15 protein-coding genes are annotated in these 14613 nt (G+C 50.9%); 9 read left to right on the forward strand and 6 right to left on the reverse strand.

Annotated elements, in window-relative coordinates; genetic code table 11:
* Positions 1 to 947 (forward strand): hypothetical protein (locus tag ACMP1L_RS10020; protein ID WP_418452931.1); only part of this gene is annotated, 947 nt, incomplete at its 5' end.
* A 362-nt stretch (positions 948 to 1309) separates the two neighbouring features.
* On the opposite strand, the gene ACMP1L_RS10025 is transcribed toward ACMP1L_RS10020, so the two are convergent.
* From ACMP1L_RS10025 to ACMP1L_RS10045, 5 genes are read right to left on the reverse strand one after another with little or no spacing between them, the layout of a single operon-like run.
* Positions 1310 to 3058, reverse strand: a complete 1749-nt coding sequence (locus tag ACMP1L_RS10025; protein WP_177303695.1) for an NADH-dependent [FeFe] hydrogenase, group A6 — start codon at positions 3056 to 3058, stop codon at positions 1310 to 1312.
* A gap of 15 nt (positions 3059 to 3073) precedes the next feature.
* A complete protein-coding gene (gene nuoF, locus ACMP1L_RS10030; RefSeq protein ID WP_418452932.1) occupies positions 3074 to 4861 on the reverse strand; it encodes an NADH-quinone oxidoreductase subunit NuoF in 1788 nt (595 codons plus the stop codon).
* Between the two features lie 12 nt (positions 4862 to 4873).
* Entirely contained in the window at positions 4874 to 5251 is a 378-nt protein-coding gene (locus tag ACMP1L_RS10035; protein ID WP_177303697.1) for a (2Fe-2S) ferredoxin domain-containing protein, read from the reverse strand.
* A gap of 16 nt (positions 5252 to 5267) precedes the next feature.
* Positions 5268 to 5825, reverse strand: coding sequence for an ATP-binding protein (locus ACMP1L_RS10040; protein WP_118733561.1), 558 nt, complete (start codon positions 5823 to 5825; stop codon positions 5268 to 5270).
* A 3-nt stretch (positions 5826 to 5828) separates the two neighbouring features.
* Positions 5829 to 6323 carry an NADH-quinone oxidoreductase subunit NuoE family protein gene (locus ACMP1L_RS10045; RefSeq protein WP_118733562.1) on the reverse strand — a complete coding sequence of 165 codons (495 nt, stop codon included), beginning with the start codon at positions 6321 to 6323 and terminating at the stop codon, positions 5829 to 5831.
* A gap of 255 nt (positions 6324 to 6578) precedes the next feature.
* Here ACMP1L_RS10045 and ACMP1L_RS10050 point away from each other — a divergent pair, with 255 nt between their 5' ends.
* From ACMP1L_RS10050 to ACMP1L_RS10080, 7 genes are all read left to right on the forward strand, one after another.
* Positions 6579 to 6926, forward strand: coding sequence for a DRTGG domain-containing protein (locus ACMP1L_RS10050; RefSeq protein WP_418452933.1), 348 nt, complete (start codon positions 6579 to 6581; stop codon positions 6924 to 6926).
* The gene (locus ACMP1L_RS10055; RefSeq protein ID WP_118733564.1) at positions 6926 to 7351 is read left to right on the forward strand and encodes an ATP-binding protein; all 426 of its coding nucleotides are present in this window, start codon (positions 6926 to 6928) and stop codon (positions 7349 to 7351) included. The genes ACMP1L_RS10050 and ACMP1L_RS10055 overlap by 1 nt, the downstream gene beginning before the upstream one ends.
* Before the next feature lie 78 nt (positions 7352 to 7429).
* Complete coding sequence (locus ACMP1L_RS10060) at positions 7430 to 8719, forward strand: [Fe-Fe] hydrogenase large subunit C-terminal domain-containing protein (RefSeq protein WP_118733571.1); 1290 nt, start codon at positions 7430 to 7432, stop codon at positions 8717 to 8719.
* Positions 8716 to 9066 carry a hypothetical protein gene (locus tag ACMP1L_RS10065; protein ID WP_418452934.1) on the forward strand — a complete coding sequence of 117 codons (351 nt, stop codon included), beginning with the start codon at positions 8716 to 8718 and terminating at the stop codon, positions 9064 to 9066. Before ACMP1L_RS10060 ends, ACMP1L_RS10065 begins: the two co-directional genes overlap by 4 nt.
* Positions 9056 to 9778 (forward strand): PHP domain-containing protein, encoded by a 723-nt coding sequence (locus ACMP1L_RS10070; protein ID WP_118733566.1) that lies wholly within the window; start codon positions 9056 to 9058, stop codon positions 9776 to 9778. The genes ACMP1L_RS10065 and ACMP1L_RS10070 overlap by 11 nt, the downstream gene beginning before the upstream one ends.
* 179 nt (positions 9779 to 9957) lie before the next feature.
* The gene (locus tag ACMP1L_RS10075) at positions 9958 to 10998 is read left to right on the forward strand and encodes a polysaccharide deacetylase family protein (RefSeq protein ID WP_418452935.1); all 1041 of its coding nucleotides are present in this window, start codon (positions 9958 to 9960) and stop codon (positions 10996 to 10998) included.
* 68 nt (positions 10999 to 11066) lie between these two features.
* On the forward strand, positions 11067 to 12074 hold the full coding sequence (locus ACMP1L_RS10080; protein WP_418452936.1) for an NAD(P)-dependent oxidoreductase: 1008 nt from the start codon (positions 11067 to 11069) through the stop codon (positions 12072 to 12074).
* 103 nt (positions 12075 to 12177) lie between these two features.
* Here ACMP1L_RS10080 and ACMP1L_RS10085 read toward each other — a convergent pair whose 3' ends face one another.
* A complete protein-coding gene (locus ACMP1L_RS10085) occupies positions 12178 to 13239 on the reverse strand; it encodes a 3-deoxy-7-phosphoheptulonate synthase (protein WP_279220959.1) in 1062 nt (353 codons plus the stop codon).
* Between the two features lie 307 nt (positions 13240 to 13546).
* On the opposite strand from ACMP1L_RS10085, the gene ACMP1L_RS10090 reads away from it, so the two are divergent.
* Positions 13547 to 14161 (forward strand): MBL fold metallo-hydrolase, encoded by a 615-nt coding sequence (locus ACMP1L_RS10090; RefSeq protein ID WP_418452937.1) that lies wholly within the window; start codon positions 13547 to 13549, stop codon positions 14159 to 14161.
* The last annotated feature ends 452 nt before the right edge of the window (positions 14162 to 14613 follow it).

Below are 14613 nucleotides of genomic sequence, written 5' to 3' on the forward strand. Positions count from 1 at the left end.
ACCCCATTCCGGTACGCGCCTACAAAGACCGGATCTTTCGGATGATCTTTAAGGAAAAGCGAGCGCTTCTGGCACTTTATAATGCAATGAACGACACCGCATATCAGGATCCGGAAGAGCTGGTCATCACGACACTGGAAAACGCCATTTATCTTGGTATGAAAAACGATGTATCCTTTATGATCTGCGACCGGCTGTTTCTGTATGAACACCAGTCCACGAAAAATCCAAATATGCCGCTGCGAAATCTGTCGTATGTGGCAGATCTTTACTCGGTGCTGACAAAAGACATGTTTTTGTATGGAGAACTTCCGGTAGCAATTCCGGAGCCTCGTTTTGTGGTATTTTACAACGGAGAACAGCAAATGGAGGAACGAGCCGTCCTTCGTCTGTCTGATCTTTATCGCCCCAGAACCGAGCATCCCTACCTGGAACTGGAAACACTGGTATTAAATATTAACAAAGGTTATAATGCAGAATTGATGGAAAAATGCCGGGAGCTTTATGACTATTCCGCGTTTGTTGCATTGGTCCGTGAAAAACGAAAAAACGGCATGAACCTTAAACGCGCAGTCAATGAGGCAATTGATGAATGTATTCATCAGGATATCATGGCAGATTTCCTGCGCAAAAACCGAGCGGAGGTTGTGAAAATGAGTATCTATGAATATGATGAAGAGAAAAATTACAGAATGCTTCAGGAACAATCATGGGAAAGAGGACGTGAAAAAGGGAGAGAAGAAGAAATAATCAGCCTGATTCTTAAAAATTTGAAAAAGGGTTGTTCTTCGGCACAAATTGCAGATTTTCTGGATCTGGATAAAATCGTTGTCAAGACAGTATGCAGGCTTGCATCTGAGACAGCTCCGGACTATGACCTGGAAAAAATTTATGAGAGCTATTGGCAATTAACGCATTATGATAATTCAATTGTAATTAAATCATAATCACTAAAGGTCCGAAGTTCCGGTCTGGCGCTATGCTCGCGCACGAATCTGCGAACGCGTCACTGGCGCGTTCTTGATATGCAATGCAGGAAAATTCTAATGTGCCGCTCATTCTGTATGGTGTGCCCGGAACTTCTGCTGTACTGGCTATGCCAGGATAATAATAAACGCAGCCAGAACGTTGCTGACGAAAGTCTGTAAATCCAGCTTTTATCTAATCGTAGCGTTCTGGCTGCGTTTTCTTTTTATGGCAGAGTTAATATAGGCTGTAGCTATTATTTTTTGTAGCAAAGCCAATACAGCAGGAAGGCAGTCTCTTTCACTTCCGGACCTTTATTCAGCTTTGTAACTCAAATTTTTTATTAAATCTCGTTCACTTTTCTCTTTACATACGTGGTATGTAACAGATGATGCGCCTTCTCGCTTCCAGGCTCACCAAGATACGTTGTGTACAGCTCCTTGATCGCTGGATTCTCGTGAGATTTCCGGATCGGGTTGTTTTTGTCAGCGTCATAGAGAACCTGGGCGCGCAGACTGCGGATATCGACGCTGTTGCGTACGTAGCCAGGCTGCTGCGGCTGGCCGCCGCCGTTGATACATCCACCCGGACAGCCCATGATCTCGATGAAATGATAGGTAGCTTCACCGGATTTGACTTTTTCAAGCAGCTTTCTTGCGTTTCCAAGGCCGGAGGCGATGGCTACCTTAACTTCCAGACCTGCTACCGGATAAGTAGCTTCCTTGATGCCTTCCATGCCGCGGACGTCGGTGAAGTCCAGATTCTGTAATTCCTCACCGGTCAGGGTTTCCACTGCGGTGCGGAGTGCTGCCTCCATAACACCGCCGGTTGCGCCGAAGATAACAGCTGCACCGGTTCCAAGTCCCAGAGGAGCGTCAAATTCTTCGTCCGGGAGGGTAGTGAATTTCAGGCCGACCTTGCGGATCATGCGTGCAAGCTCCCTTGTGGTTAAGGAGTAATCTACATCCGGAACTCCGTTTGCAGCTTCACCCGGTCTCTGGATCTCGAATTTCTTTGCGGTACACGGCATGATGGAAACGGAAACGATATCCTTCGGATCCAGTCCCATCTTTTCAGCGTAGTAGGATTTTGCAATGGCACCGAACATCTGCTGCGGGGATTTGCAGCTGGATAAGTTCTCGGTCATATCCGGGAAATAGTGCTCACAGTATTTGATCCAGCCCGGGGAGCAGGAGGTGATGAGCGGAAGCACACCGCCGTTCTGCACACGATCCAGGAATTCATGTGCCTCTTCCATAATGGTCAAGTCGGCGCTGAAGTTGGTGTCGAATACCTTGTCAAAGCCGATGCGGCGAAGGGCTGCTGCCATCTTGCCCTGTACATTGGTGCCGATCGGATAACCAAATTCCTCGCCCAAAGCGGCGCGTACTGCCGGAGCGGTCTGCACGATGACATGTTTTTGCGGATCTGCGATGGCTGCCAGAACCTCGTCCACCTGGGATTTCTCCTGGAGAGCACCGGTTGGGCAGACTGCGATACACTGGCCGCAGGAGACACAGGAGGTCTCGCCCAGTCCCATATCAAACGCGGATCCGATAAAGGTGGCAAAGCCGCGCATGTTGGCGCCGATAACGCCAATGCCCTGTACCTTCTCGCAGACTGCAGAACAGCGGCGGCAGAGGATACATTTGCTGTTGTCACGGATCATGTGAACGGCGCTGTCATCGATGACGGACGGGGTGCGCTCACCATCGTAATAGTCTTCATCGGTAACGCCGAGCTCCTTACAGAGCTGCTGCAGCTCGCAGTTTCCGCTGCGGACGCAGGATAAGCATTTGCGGTCATGGTTGGAAAGCAGAAGCTGCAGGGTTTTTCTGCGGGACTCCAGTACCTTTGGGGTGTTGGTCCATACTTCCATGCCTTCGTTGATCGGGTATACGCAGGAAACCACCAGGCTTCTTGCGCCTTTAACTTCTACTACACAGATACGGCATGCGCCGATCTCGTTGATCTCTTTTAAGAAGCACAGAGTCGGAATTTCAATGTGCGCCAGTCGGGCTGCCTCCAGAATGGTGGAGCCTTTCGGGGCACTGACTTCCATGCCGTTGATTTTGATTGTGATATTCTCCATAGCCATTCTCCTCCATTACTGTTTGTAGATCGCGCCGAATTTACATTTCTCCATGCAGGCACCGCATTTAACACACTTATCGGTGTCGATGATATGCGGATTCTTGACGGAGCCGATGATAGCGCCAACCGGGCAGTTTCTTGCACACAGGGTACAGCCCTTACATTTGTCTGCGTCGATATGGTAGGAAAGGAGCGCTTTGCAGACGCCTGCCGGGCAGCGTTTCTCTTTGATGTGTGCTTCGTACTCGTCACGGAAGTAACGCAGAGTGGACAGAACCGGGTTTGGAGCTGTCTGGCCGAGACCGCAGGCAGAATTCTCTTTCACGTAGTAGCAGAGCTCTTCCAGCTTATCCAGATCTTCCATGGTAGCGGTGCCCTTGGTGATCTTGCTGAGGATCTCCAGCATACGTTTGGTGCCGATGCGGCATGGAGTACATTTACCGCAGGATTCTTCAACAGTGAATTCCAGGAAGAATTTTGCGATATCTACCATACAGTCGGTTTCATCCATAACGATCAGACCGCCGGAACCCATCATGGAGCCGATGGAGATGAGGTTGTCGTAATCGATCGGGATATCAAAGTGCTCTGCCGGGATACATCCGCCGGACGGACCACCGGTCTGTGCTGCTTTGAATTTCTTGCCATTCGGGATGCCGCCGCCGATCTCTTCGATGACCTCGCGCAGGGTAGTACCCATCGGGATCTCTACGAGGCCGGTGTTGTGGATCTTACCGCCCAGTGCAAATACCTTGGTTCCTTTGGACTTCTCAGTACCCATGGAAGAAAACCATTCCGGACCGTTTAAGATGATCTGCGGGATGTTGGCATAGGTCTCTACGTTATTTAAGATGGTCGGCTTGCCAAATAAGCCCTTCTGTGCCGGGAACGGAGGACGCGGACGCGGTTCGCCGCGGTTTCCTTCAATGGAGGTCATGAGTGCGGTTTCCTCGCCGCAGACGAAAGCTCCGGCACCGAGTCTTAAGTCGATATCAAAATCGAAGCCGCTTCCGAAAATATCTTTTCCTAACAGTTCCATCTCGCGTGCCTGGCTGATAGCGATTTTCAGACGTTCTACTGCGATCGGATACTCTGCGCGCACATAGATGTAGCCCTGGTTTGCACCAATGGCGTAACCGGCAATGGCCATAGCCTCCAGTACCGCGTGCGGGTCACCCTCTAAGACGGAGCGATCCATGAATGCGCCCGGGTCACCCTCATCTGCGTTACAGCAGACGTATTTCTGGTCAGCTTCATTCTGCTTGGCCAGTTTCCATTTGAGACCGGTTGGGAATCCGCCGCCGCCGCGTCCGCGCAGGCCGGAGTCGATCAGGCACTGGATGACATCGTCCGGAGTCATCTCGGTAAGGACCTTGCCCAGGGCCTGATAGCCGCCGGTTCCGATGTACTCTTCAATGACTTCCGGGTTGATGATGCCGCAGTTGCGCAGGGCAATACGGTGCTGCTTCTTGTAGAAATCTGTGTCGATCAGGGCCTTGACACCGGCTGGGGTAACTGTCTCCTGGTAGAGGAGACGGGTAACGACACGTCCCTTTAATAAGTGCTCCTGAACGATCTCAGGAATATCTTCTACCTTTACCATGGAGTAGAAGCTGGCATCCGGGTAGACGATCATGATCGGGCCCAGGGCGCAGAGACCGTGACATCCGGTCTGGACTACGGAGACTTCCTTTTCCAGTCCGGCCTTTTTGATCTCTTCTTTTAATGTTTCCATAATCTGCTGGCTTCCGGAGGAGGTACAGCCTGTTCCACCGCAAACCAATACATGTGAACGATACATCTGTTGTCCTCCTTATTTCAGATCTGCAGAATTTAAGGTATATTCTTCGACAATGTGTCCGCCGATCAGATGGCGCTCTACCACCTCGGCAGCCTTGTCCGCATTCATTTTGATATAAGTAACCTTCGGCTTGCCCGGCTCCATGACTTCTACGATAGGCTCATACTGGCAAAGACCGATACAGCCGGTCTGGGTAACGGAAATTTTATCGGTCAGGCCCTTTTCCTGAACCAGAGTGGAAAGGGCATTTAAGACAGGTCTGGCACCGCTGGCGATGCCGCAGGTAGCCATGCCGACTACAACGCGGGTATGAGTGTGGTCTTCTGCACGCATGCTGACCTGACTCTGCATCCTCTCGCGGATTGCTCTTAATTCTTCAAGGCTTTTCATGTTAGGTTGGTCCTCCTTAATAAACCGATCCTCCGTCGGTTTCAAGTTTGTTTTCAGTCAGATAGTCTTTGAGGTAGCTGGAAATTTCAGGTGCGGTAAGGGGAACGTCTCCAAGGATGGCACGCATCTCGCGGGTATCCAGGGAAAATTCTTTGTTGCCGCAGCGGTAAACATAGAGAAAATCGGTTGCCGGGTGGCCCTGGATCAGAGTGTGGATGGTGGCAGTCATGTCACCGAGAGGCATCCGGTCAATGTGATTTAAGGTGAAGACCGCAGTGACCATGGTTCCTTTTCCGGGCTCTGATTCGATGGAGAAACTTCCGCCTGTACTTTCGGCGGCAAATTTGAAAAAAGGAACGCCCAGGCCTACCTTTCTGGTGGTACGGCTGGTGTAGAACGGATCGGTAACCTGTCTGATCTGCTCTGGTGTCATGCCGCAGCCATCATCCGTGATGATGACAGTGAGTTTGTCCGCTTCCGGCTGTACATCTACGGTAATCTGTACCAGGGATGCGCCGGCACGGGTGGAATTTTCTGCTACGTCAAGGATGTTTAAGGAAATTTCCGGCATCATAGGCTATTGATATTTGGCAAGGATGCCGGGAATGTCGTCCGGGGTGAGCCGTCCGTAAACTTCGTCGTTGATCATCATGACGGGAGCCAGTCCGCAGGCGCCGACACAGCGGCACGAATCCAGCGAAAAACGCCCGTCCGGAGTGCACTCTCCGTTGGTGATGCCAAGAAGCTCTTCCAGTTTTGAAAAAATGGCGCCGGAGCCTTTTACGTAGCAGGCAGTGCCAAGGCATACGGAAATCTGATATTTGCCCTTTGGCTGCAGTGCGAACTGGGAATAGAATGTGGAAACGCCGTAGATCTTTTCTAACGGGATTCCGGTTTCATCGGAAATCATAGTCTGGACTTCGATCGGCAGGTAGCCGTAAATATCCTGAGCCTGCTGCATAATCGGCATGAGTGCGCCCTGGGTGTCCTTAAGTTCAGCGATCACCTTTTTTAAAGCAGCCTCCTGCTCCGGTGTTCCGCTGAACGGAACCGTCTCTTTTTTACAAGCCATGTAAACCCTCCTCCTAAATGTGTTTGTAAAATGTATATAATATATTAACATGAAGATGAAAAAAAATCCACAAAAATCAAGCATTGGTTTAAAATTAAAAATATATTTTTGTTGATTATTTACATAATAAATGATATTCTTACACTATAAAATTGTCTGGACTGACAAAAATATGACAAGATGAGCTGCAATAAAATGGCTCAACCAATATGCAGCCATGCTTTATTTATTCTTTATGACAGGGGGAATCTGCTTATGACAGCAAGAGATGTTCAGAAAATCCTCGGCGCGCAGGTGCTGGTAGGAGAAGAATTTCTGGACCGCGAGATCACCAGTGCCTGCGCATCGGACATGATGAGCGATGTGCTGGCGTTTTCAAAAGATCATTCGGTCCTGATCACAGGACTTTGCAATCCGCAGGTCATCCGGACAGCAGAGATGCTGGATATTGTTTGTCTCATCTTTGTCCGGAGAAAGCATCCGGATGAAACGATCCTTGCCATGGCAAAGGATCGTGATCTGATCGTCATGGAAACGGGACACCGTATGTTTTCTACCTGCGGCATGCTCTACAGAGCAGGACTTGGCGGAGGTGCAATCTGATGGAAAATGCGATCGTATTGCAATACCATGTTTCGGCAGATGATTTTACCCGGGCAGGAGAAGCCAGCAGTGATGTAAAGGGAAAGCTAAAGCAGCTTGGCATCAGTCCGGAGGCCGTGCGTAAGGTGGCCATCGCCATGTACGAGGGCGAGATCAATATGGTGATCCACGCAAACGGCGGTGAAATTACGGTGGAGATCACGCCGGAAAAGGTACGGATGGTATTGGATGATGTGGGCCCGGGTATTCCGGATATTGAGCTTGCCATGCAGGCGGGTTATTCCACTGCGCCGGACGAGGTGAGAAACCTCGGATTCGGGGCCGGAATGGGCCTGCCAAATATGAAGAAATATACCGATGACATGGAGATAGTAACAAAATTAGGTGTAGGCACAAAGATCACGATGGAAGTGAATCTGACGTGAGTATGTGCCGGAATGTGCTGGCAAAAGCCAGAAGTTTCCGAAAACACCGGAAATTGACATTTGGAGGTGAAAAGCGGCATGGATAAGTTTTACCATTCCGTACGACTGGATGAGGAATTGTGCAAGGGCTGTATCAACTGTATCAAGCGCTGCCCCACCCAGGCAATCCGCGTGCAGGATGGCAAAGCCCGGATCAACAAAAAATTCTGTATTGACTGTGGCGAATGCATCCGGGTCTGTCCCCATCACGCAAAACACGCAGTCTATGATCAACTGCAGGAGATGGAACGCTTCCGTTACAAGGTAGCGCTTCCGGCTCCTTCTTTATATAGTCAGTTTAACAATCTGGATGACATCAACATTGTGCTGCATGCGCTTTTGCTTATGGGTTTTGATGATGTGTTCGAGGTGAGTGCGGCTGCAGAACTTGTGAGTGAGGCAACCCGTTCCTATCTGACGGAGCATGAGGATCAGCTGCCGCTGATCAGCACGGCGTGCCCCAGCGTGGTACGGCTGATCCGGGTGCGGTTCCCGAATCTGATCCCGCATCTGCTGCCCTTAAATCCACCGGTGGAGGTGGCTGCCGGGCTGGCTGTGAAGCGGGCTATGGAAAGGACGGGACTTGCACGAGAAGACATCGGCATCTGCTTTATCTCTCCGTGTCCGTCAAAGGTAACGTACGCAAAATCACCGATCGGGACAGAAAAGAGTGAAATTGACTGCGTGCTTGCCATCAAGGATGTGTACCCACAGCTTTTAAAATATATGAAGCAGGTAGATGAAGACCCGGAGAACATCAGCATTTCTGGCAAGATCGGCATCAGCTGGGGACACAATGGAGGGGAAGCAGGAGGCCTGTTTACGGAAAGCTACCTTGCAGCAGACGGAATTGAGAATGTGATCCGGGTGCTGGAGGATATGGAAGACCAGAAGTTTACCAATTTAAAATTTGTGGAACTGGATGCCTGCAGCGGCGGCTGCGTGGGAGGCGTGCTGACGGTGGAAAATCCGTATGTGGCAGAAGTGAAGCTGAAACATCTGCGTAAGTATATGCCGGTGGCAAGAAGCCACATGGATGCAGAGACGGAAGAAAAGGCAGAAGAGCTGATGTCATGGACGCAGAGCGTGGAGTATGAGCCGGTCTATAATCTGGGCGAGACCATGATGGAAAGCTTCGCCCGGTTAAGCCGGATCGAGGCCTTGTGTAAACAGCTTCCAGGCCTGGACTGCGGTGCCTGCGGCGCGCCATCGTGCAAAGCATTGGCGGAGGATATTTCCAAAGGTGAGGCGAAGGAAGAGGACTGCGTCTATATTATGAAGGAGCAGCTCAGGAAGCTCATGGAGCAGGAAAAAGGAGGAGAAAGGTGAAGGTAAAAGATCTTCTGGACAGTGGAAAATTTCAGGTGATCCATGTGGGAGATGACCCGGAACGGGAAATCACGACCCCGTTTTGCTGTGATCTCTTAAGCGTGGCTATGGGAAAAGCTCCGGCGGGCTGCGCCTGGGTTACGGTCATGGGAAATATGAATACGCTGGCGGTAGCCACCCTGGCCGATGCCGCCTGTATCATTCTGGCGGAAGGTGCTGCGCTGGATGAGACAGCCAGGAAAAAGGCAGAGCAGCAGGATATCATGGTGCTGTCCACGGAGAAGCCGGTGTTTGAGGCGGCACTGTGGGTATGGCAGCAGATGCAGGGAGAAGCGCATGGAGCGTGAATTAAGCTACGACCTGCATATTCACTCCTGCCTTTCCCCCTGTGGGGATGACGACATGACTCCGGGCAATATTGTGGGCATGGCGGCCATCAAGGGTCTGGATGTGATCGCGGTGACGGACCATAACTCCTGCCGCAACTGTCCGGCGGTTCTGAAGCTGGCGGAGCAGTACGGTGTGCTTGCCATACCAGGCATGGAGCTGACTACCGCGGAAGAAGTACACGCAGTCTGCCTGTTTTCCGAGCTTTCCGCGGCAATGGAATTTGACCGGTTTGTCTACGAAAAACTGATGAAATTTCCAAACCGGGAAGAAATCTTCGGAAAGCAGCAGATCATGAACGAGGAAGATATCTGCATCGGCACCGAGTCCAATTTGCTCATCAACAGCACGGAACTTTCCTTCGATGAATTATGGGACATTGTAACCGGGCAGTACGGCGGTGTCATGATCCCGGCCCATATCGATAAAAATGCCAACAGTCTCATCTCAAACCTGGGTTTTGTGCCGCCGGAAAGCCAGTTCCGGACAGCGGAGCTGCACGATATGGCAGCGCTTGAGAAATTAAAAAAGAGCAATCCCTATCTGGAGCAGTGCCGCATCATCTGCGATTCCGACGCACATTACCTCGAACACATCCATGAGCCGGAGTGGAAGATGAAGGTGCGGGAGAAAAGCGCGGCGGCGGTGATCGCGTATCTGAGAGGAGAATAAAAAATTGCATGGGCATTCCGCAGATTTGCGGAGTGCCTCTTTTAAGTGCTTGCGGAATGCCCTCATTTCGATTAAGATAGAGTTTAGAAATCATGGGCAGGCATTTTCTGAACCGAAAATGCCGTATGACGCAGTTGTGGCAGCAGATTTTGCCGATTTCAGGAAAGGGAGAGGATATTATGAAGTACAGAAAATGGATGACAGTAGGTGCCGCACTGGCATTTTTATTTACAGCGCAGCCGGCTTATGCGGCTCCGGTGATCGTGGCAGGCTCCGGAAGTTTGGCAGTGGAGAGCACGCAGACGGTGGGGGAGCAGCAGGCATCGGAAGCTGTGACTCAGGCTCCGGGAGCAGGTCAGACCGAAACTACAGCTGCGGTATCGCAGTCTCCGACTATTGTTTCCGGTCAGGGACAGAGCGCACCGGGCAGCACCGGCAGTGAGAACAGTGCTCCGGTATCTGCCGGCGAGGTGACCGGAATTCCGGAAGGACCGGGAGGCATTAAGAGTGAGCCGGTGACTCCGGTTACGCCGGAGGAGCTTGCTGCACAGGAGGCAGCGCAGGCTGCTGCACAGCAGAGTACAGGGCAGAGTCAGACCACAGACGGCATTGACCCGTCAAAGCCTATGGTAGCCCTGACCTTCGATGATGGCCCGCAGCCGTCGGTCGGCAACCGGATCATGGATTGTCTGGCGCAGTATGGCGGCAAGGCAACGTTCTTTATGGTGGGTGAGCGTGTCGGCTCTTATAAAACAGAAGTGCAGCGCATGGTAGCAGAAGGTCATGAGGTGGCTAACCATACCATGAACCACAAATATCTGCAAAAACTGGGGGCAGCCCAGATCCAGGCACAGGTAAATAACGGAAATGACGCAATCCAGGCAGCCTGCGGCGTGTGTCCGACTCTGCTTCGCCTTCCGGGGGGAAACCATAACGCTACGGTTCTTGCAAATGCCGGTATGCCGATGATCCAGTGGAATGTTGATACGCTGGACTGGAAGACCAGAAATGCGGACAAGACGGTGGCAGCAGTGTTAAACCACGTGAAGGACGGCGATATCATCCTGATGCACGAGCTTTACGGGGCAACCGGAGACGCGGTTGCACGCATTGTACCGGAGCTGCATAAGCGCGGCTTCCAGATGGTAACGGTAAGCCAGATGGCAGCTGCCAAGGGCAGAAGCCTGGAGGCAGGAAAGCTATATTCCAGTTTTCATTAAAATCGTGGCTGTGTTGGAAACAGTTGGAAAAGCAGACAGCGCAAGCAGGCTGGGAAATGGAGATACCTATGAAGATATTGCATATCGGAAATGAAAAGAACGTAGAACATTATACGGCAAAGACACCATTCACGGAAAGCGCGGAGGTAGTGAATCTCCCGATCGGACTGACGGATGCTGCATATGCGCAGCTGGCGTTGGATGCAGAGGTGATCATTGTGGACGCGGTCACAGAAATTTCCGAAGAGCTGATAAAGAGGCTGCCGTCTTTGAGAATGATCCATTCCGAGGGCGTTGCGTTCAATCAGATCGATCTGGAAGCGGCCGGAGCGCGGGGAATTTATGTCTGCAACTGTGCGGGCATGAACGCAAAAGCAGTGGCCGAGCAGACGATTCTTCTGATGCTTGGCGTGATCAAAAATGTGGTTTCTGGTGATCAGGCTGTACGGGATGGCCGCCAGATGGACGTCAAGATGGGCTACATGGGAGGCGGAAGCCTGAAAGAGCTGTCTGACTGTACAGTTGGCCTGATCGGCTTCGGAGCTATCGCAAGAGCGGTGGCTGACATGCTGCAAAGCTTTGGCGTGACCGTGTATTACACAAAGCGCCACCGCCTGAGTCCGGAGGAGGAAGCACGGTATCAGGTACAGTATCTTTCGATGGATGAACTTCTTAAAACCTGTGATATGTTAAGCCTTCATGTTCCGGTCACCGGAGAAACTGCCGGAATGTGCAGCCGGGAGTTCTTCGCAAAGTGCCGGAAGGGAAGTTATTTCATTAATACGTCCAGGGGAGAGCTGGTGGATGATGAAGCGCTGCGGGAAGCCCTGGAGAATGGAACCATTGCCATGGCCGGCCTGGATACGCTGGATCATGAGCCGGTGCAGAAGGATCATCCGATGCTTTTCTGGCCGGAGGAGACACTGGCAAAGCTTCTGTTCAGCCCACATATCGGCGGTATCACTGGCAGCAGCTTCCACCGCGGTTATGCGATGATCTGGGAAGATATCGAGAAGCTTTCCAGAGGGGAAAAGCCGGGACATATCGTGAATCAGAGGGAACTGGATCAGAGATAGACAGACAAAAGAACCGACAGAAGAATAAAACCGGATTATAAAAAGATTCGGAGGATGCTATGAAAACACAGCTTCTTCCGAATCTTTTTACGTTTGCGGATGCTTAAACCTGCTCTGCGATCTCGTACAGCAGGCGCTCAGAATCTTCCCAGCCAAGGCATGGATCGGTAATGGACTTGCCGTAGCAGTGCTCACCAATCTTCTGGTTGCCCGGCTCGATGTAGCTCTCGATCATAACGCCCTTGACCAGCCTGCTTAAGTCTGCGGAATGCTTGCGGCTGTGCAGGATCTCCTTGACGATGCGGATCTGCTCCATATACTGCTTGTTTGAGTTGGAGTGATTTGCATCCACGATGCAGGCCGGATTGACCAGATCGCGTTTTGCATATAACTCATGGAGCAGCATCAGATCCTCGTAGTGATAATTTGGCAGGCACTGGCCATGCTTGCTGACTGCGCCGCGCAGGATGGTGTGGGTATATGGGTTTCCGTCGGTTTTTACCTCCCAGTCACGCATGATGAATTCGTGACAGTGCTGGCCGGCCTGAACAGAGTTCATCATAACAGACAGGTCACCGCTGGTCGGATTCTTCATACCGACCGGAACGTGGCAGCCGCTGGATACCAGACGATGCTGCTGGTTTTCTACGGAGCGGGCACCGACTGCGATGTAGGACATGATATCATCCAGGTAGCTGACATTGTCCGGGTAAAGCATCTCATCTGCGGTGGAGAAGCCGGTTTCTTTCAAGACACGCATATGCATATGGCGGATGGCGTGCAGGCCCTCTGCCATACTTGGCCGCTTCTCCGGGTCCGGCTGATGGAGCATGCCCTTGTAGCCGTCACCGGTGGTACGCGGCTTGTTGGTGTAGATACGCGGTACGATAACAAGACGGTCTTTGGTCTTTTCCTGGACATCGATCAGGCGGCTGGTGTAGTCCAGGACCGCATCCTCGTTATCGGCGGAACACGGTCCGATGATGACCAGAAATTTGTCGCTTTCTCCGCTGATAACCTTCTTTACTTCCTCATCACGTTTTGCTTTGAGTGCTACGAATTCCGTCGGGAGCGGGAACTGTTCTTTGATCTCTGCCGGAGTCGGCAGCTTGTTTATGAATTCGAATGCCATAGTTTTTCTCCTCGTTTTGTAAGTAGTGTGCAGCAGTCTGCTTGTTCGTTGTGATAATACCAATAAATTCGCACGTTGACGCGTTAAAGCGTATTATAGTATGTCTGAGGCAAAAATGCAAGCACGAAATCAGCTTTTGATTTCGGAAATAGTAAAAACAAGAAAATCATAACACTTTTGTGGAAAAAACACAATCTGTAAAAGAAAGCAAAACAGTCTGTTACCTGGGCGGTGGAATTTACTTTTGAAATTTTCGGATGTCAAACCGGAGCAGCAGCTGTATTGCGTAAACCGGGTTCATCGATTACAATGAAAGAAAAAATATCATGAGGTGATTACGATGAAACTTACATGGCTTGGACATTCGTGCTTTAAGATGGAATCAAACGGATATACGATCATTCTGGATCCATACGAGGATGGCTATGTGCCTGGACTTGCGCCGGTGCGGGAGACGGCAGATGCGGTATTCTGCAGCCATGAGCACAGTGATCATAATGGGAGAGAAACCGTGACCCTGAAACAGGATGGTGTTTTGTCTCCGTTTACCATCACCGAGATCCACACTTGGCATGATGACGCCCGGGGCACAAAGCGTGGCAGTAACTGCATCCGTATTTTTGATGACGGAACCTACCGTGTAGCACATCTGGGAGATCTTGGCTGTGAATTGGAGCCGGAACAGATCGAAGCATTAAAGGGACTGGATGCGGTCATGATCCCGGTAGGAGGCTTCTATACCATTGACGCAAAGCAGGCCAAAGCCCTTATCGACCAGATTGAACCGCGGGTTACCATCCCGATGCACTATCGTGGGGAAGCTTTCGGCTATGATGTCATCGGAACCCTGGATGAGTTTACGGATCTCTGCGACTGCGTCGTGGAGTATGCGGGAAACTCCATCGAACTGAATGGAGAGATGCTGCAGCAGGTGGCAGTTTTAAAACTCAAATAACATATTGAGACGTAATCATATAAGGTTCGGAAGTGAAAGAGACCGCTTTCCTCTATTTTCACATATCGTTGTTTGCTTGCTTTCGCTAACACGCGTTCGCCTGTGTCGGATTAACATCCGCCACATTCGGACGTGTGTGCTCAAGATGCAAACACCTGATATGCTGAAAATCCCGGAAAGCGGTCTCATTCACTTCCTGCTGTATTGGCTCCGCTACAAAAATAAGAATGGCTGCGTTATTTATTATCTCAGAACAGCCAGTAAAACAGAAGTTGGTAAAACAGTTCCGGAAAATACTTGCAGCGCCCCTACAAACATGATATGTTATAGACAAAGCAGAAATATTCTTTTAAACCGCATTGGTCATGGTGCATTTGATTACAGCCTGCGGTTCTCTCATTTCTATGGCGATGCCATTCTGAATTATCTACTGGAATTTTTCTTTGCTTGAA

This window comes from Ventrimonas sp. (genome assembly GCF_048380235.1).
Lineage (GTDB): Bacteria > Bacillota > Clostridia > Lachnospirales > Lachnospiraceae > Brotaphodocola.

Coding starts and splice junctions, on each gene's coding strand:
- ACMP1L_RS10025 (WP_177303695.1), bottom strand. CDS start 3,058: ATGGAGAATATCACAATCAAAATCAACGGCATGGAAGTCAGTGCCCCG.
- nuoF (WP_418452932.1), bottom strand. CDS start 4,861: ATGTATCGTTCACATGTATTGGTTTGCGGTGGAACAGGCTGTACCTCC.
- ACMP1L_RS10035 (WP_177303697.1), bottom strand. CDS start 5,251: ATGAAAAGCCTTGAAGAATTAAGAGCAATCCGCGAGAGGATGCAGAGT.
- ACMP1L_RS10040 (WP_118733561.1), bottom strand. CDS start 5,825: ATGATGCCGGAAATTTCCTTAAACATCCTTGACGTAGCAGAAAATTCC.
- ACMP1L_RS10045 (WP_118733562.1), bottom strand. CDS start 6,323: ATGGCTTGTAAAAAAGAGACGGTTCCGTTCAGCGGAACACCGGAGCAG.
- ACMP1L_RS10050 (WP_418452933.1), top strand. CDS start 6,579: ATGACAGCAAGAGATGTTCAGAAAATCCTCGGCGCGCAGGTGCTGGTA.
- ACMP1L_RS10055 (WP_118733564.1), top strand. CDS start 6,926: ATGGAAAATGCGATCGTATTGCAATACCATGTTTCGGCAGATGATTTT.
- ACMP1L_RS10060 (WP_118733571.1), top strand. CDS start 7,430: ATGGATAAGTTTTACCATTCCGTACGACTGGATGAGGAATTGTGCAAG.
- ACMP1L_RS10070 (WP_118733566.1), top strand. CDS start 9,056: ATGGAGCGTGAATTAAGCTACGACCTGCATATTCACTCCTGCCTTTCC.
- ACMP1L_RS10075 (WP_418452935.1), top strand. CDS start 9,958: ATGAAGTACAGAAAATGGATGACAGTAGGTGCCGCACTGGCATTTTTA.
- ACMP1L_RS10080 (WP_418452936.1), top strand. CDS start 11,067: ATGAAGATATTGCATATCGGAAATGAAAAGAACGTAGAACATTATACG.
- ACMP1L_RS10090 (WP_418452937.1), top strand. CDS start 13,547: ATGAAACTTACATGGCTTGGACATTCGTGCTTTAAGATGGAATCAAAC.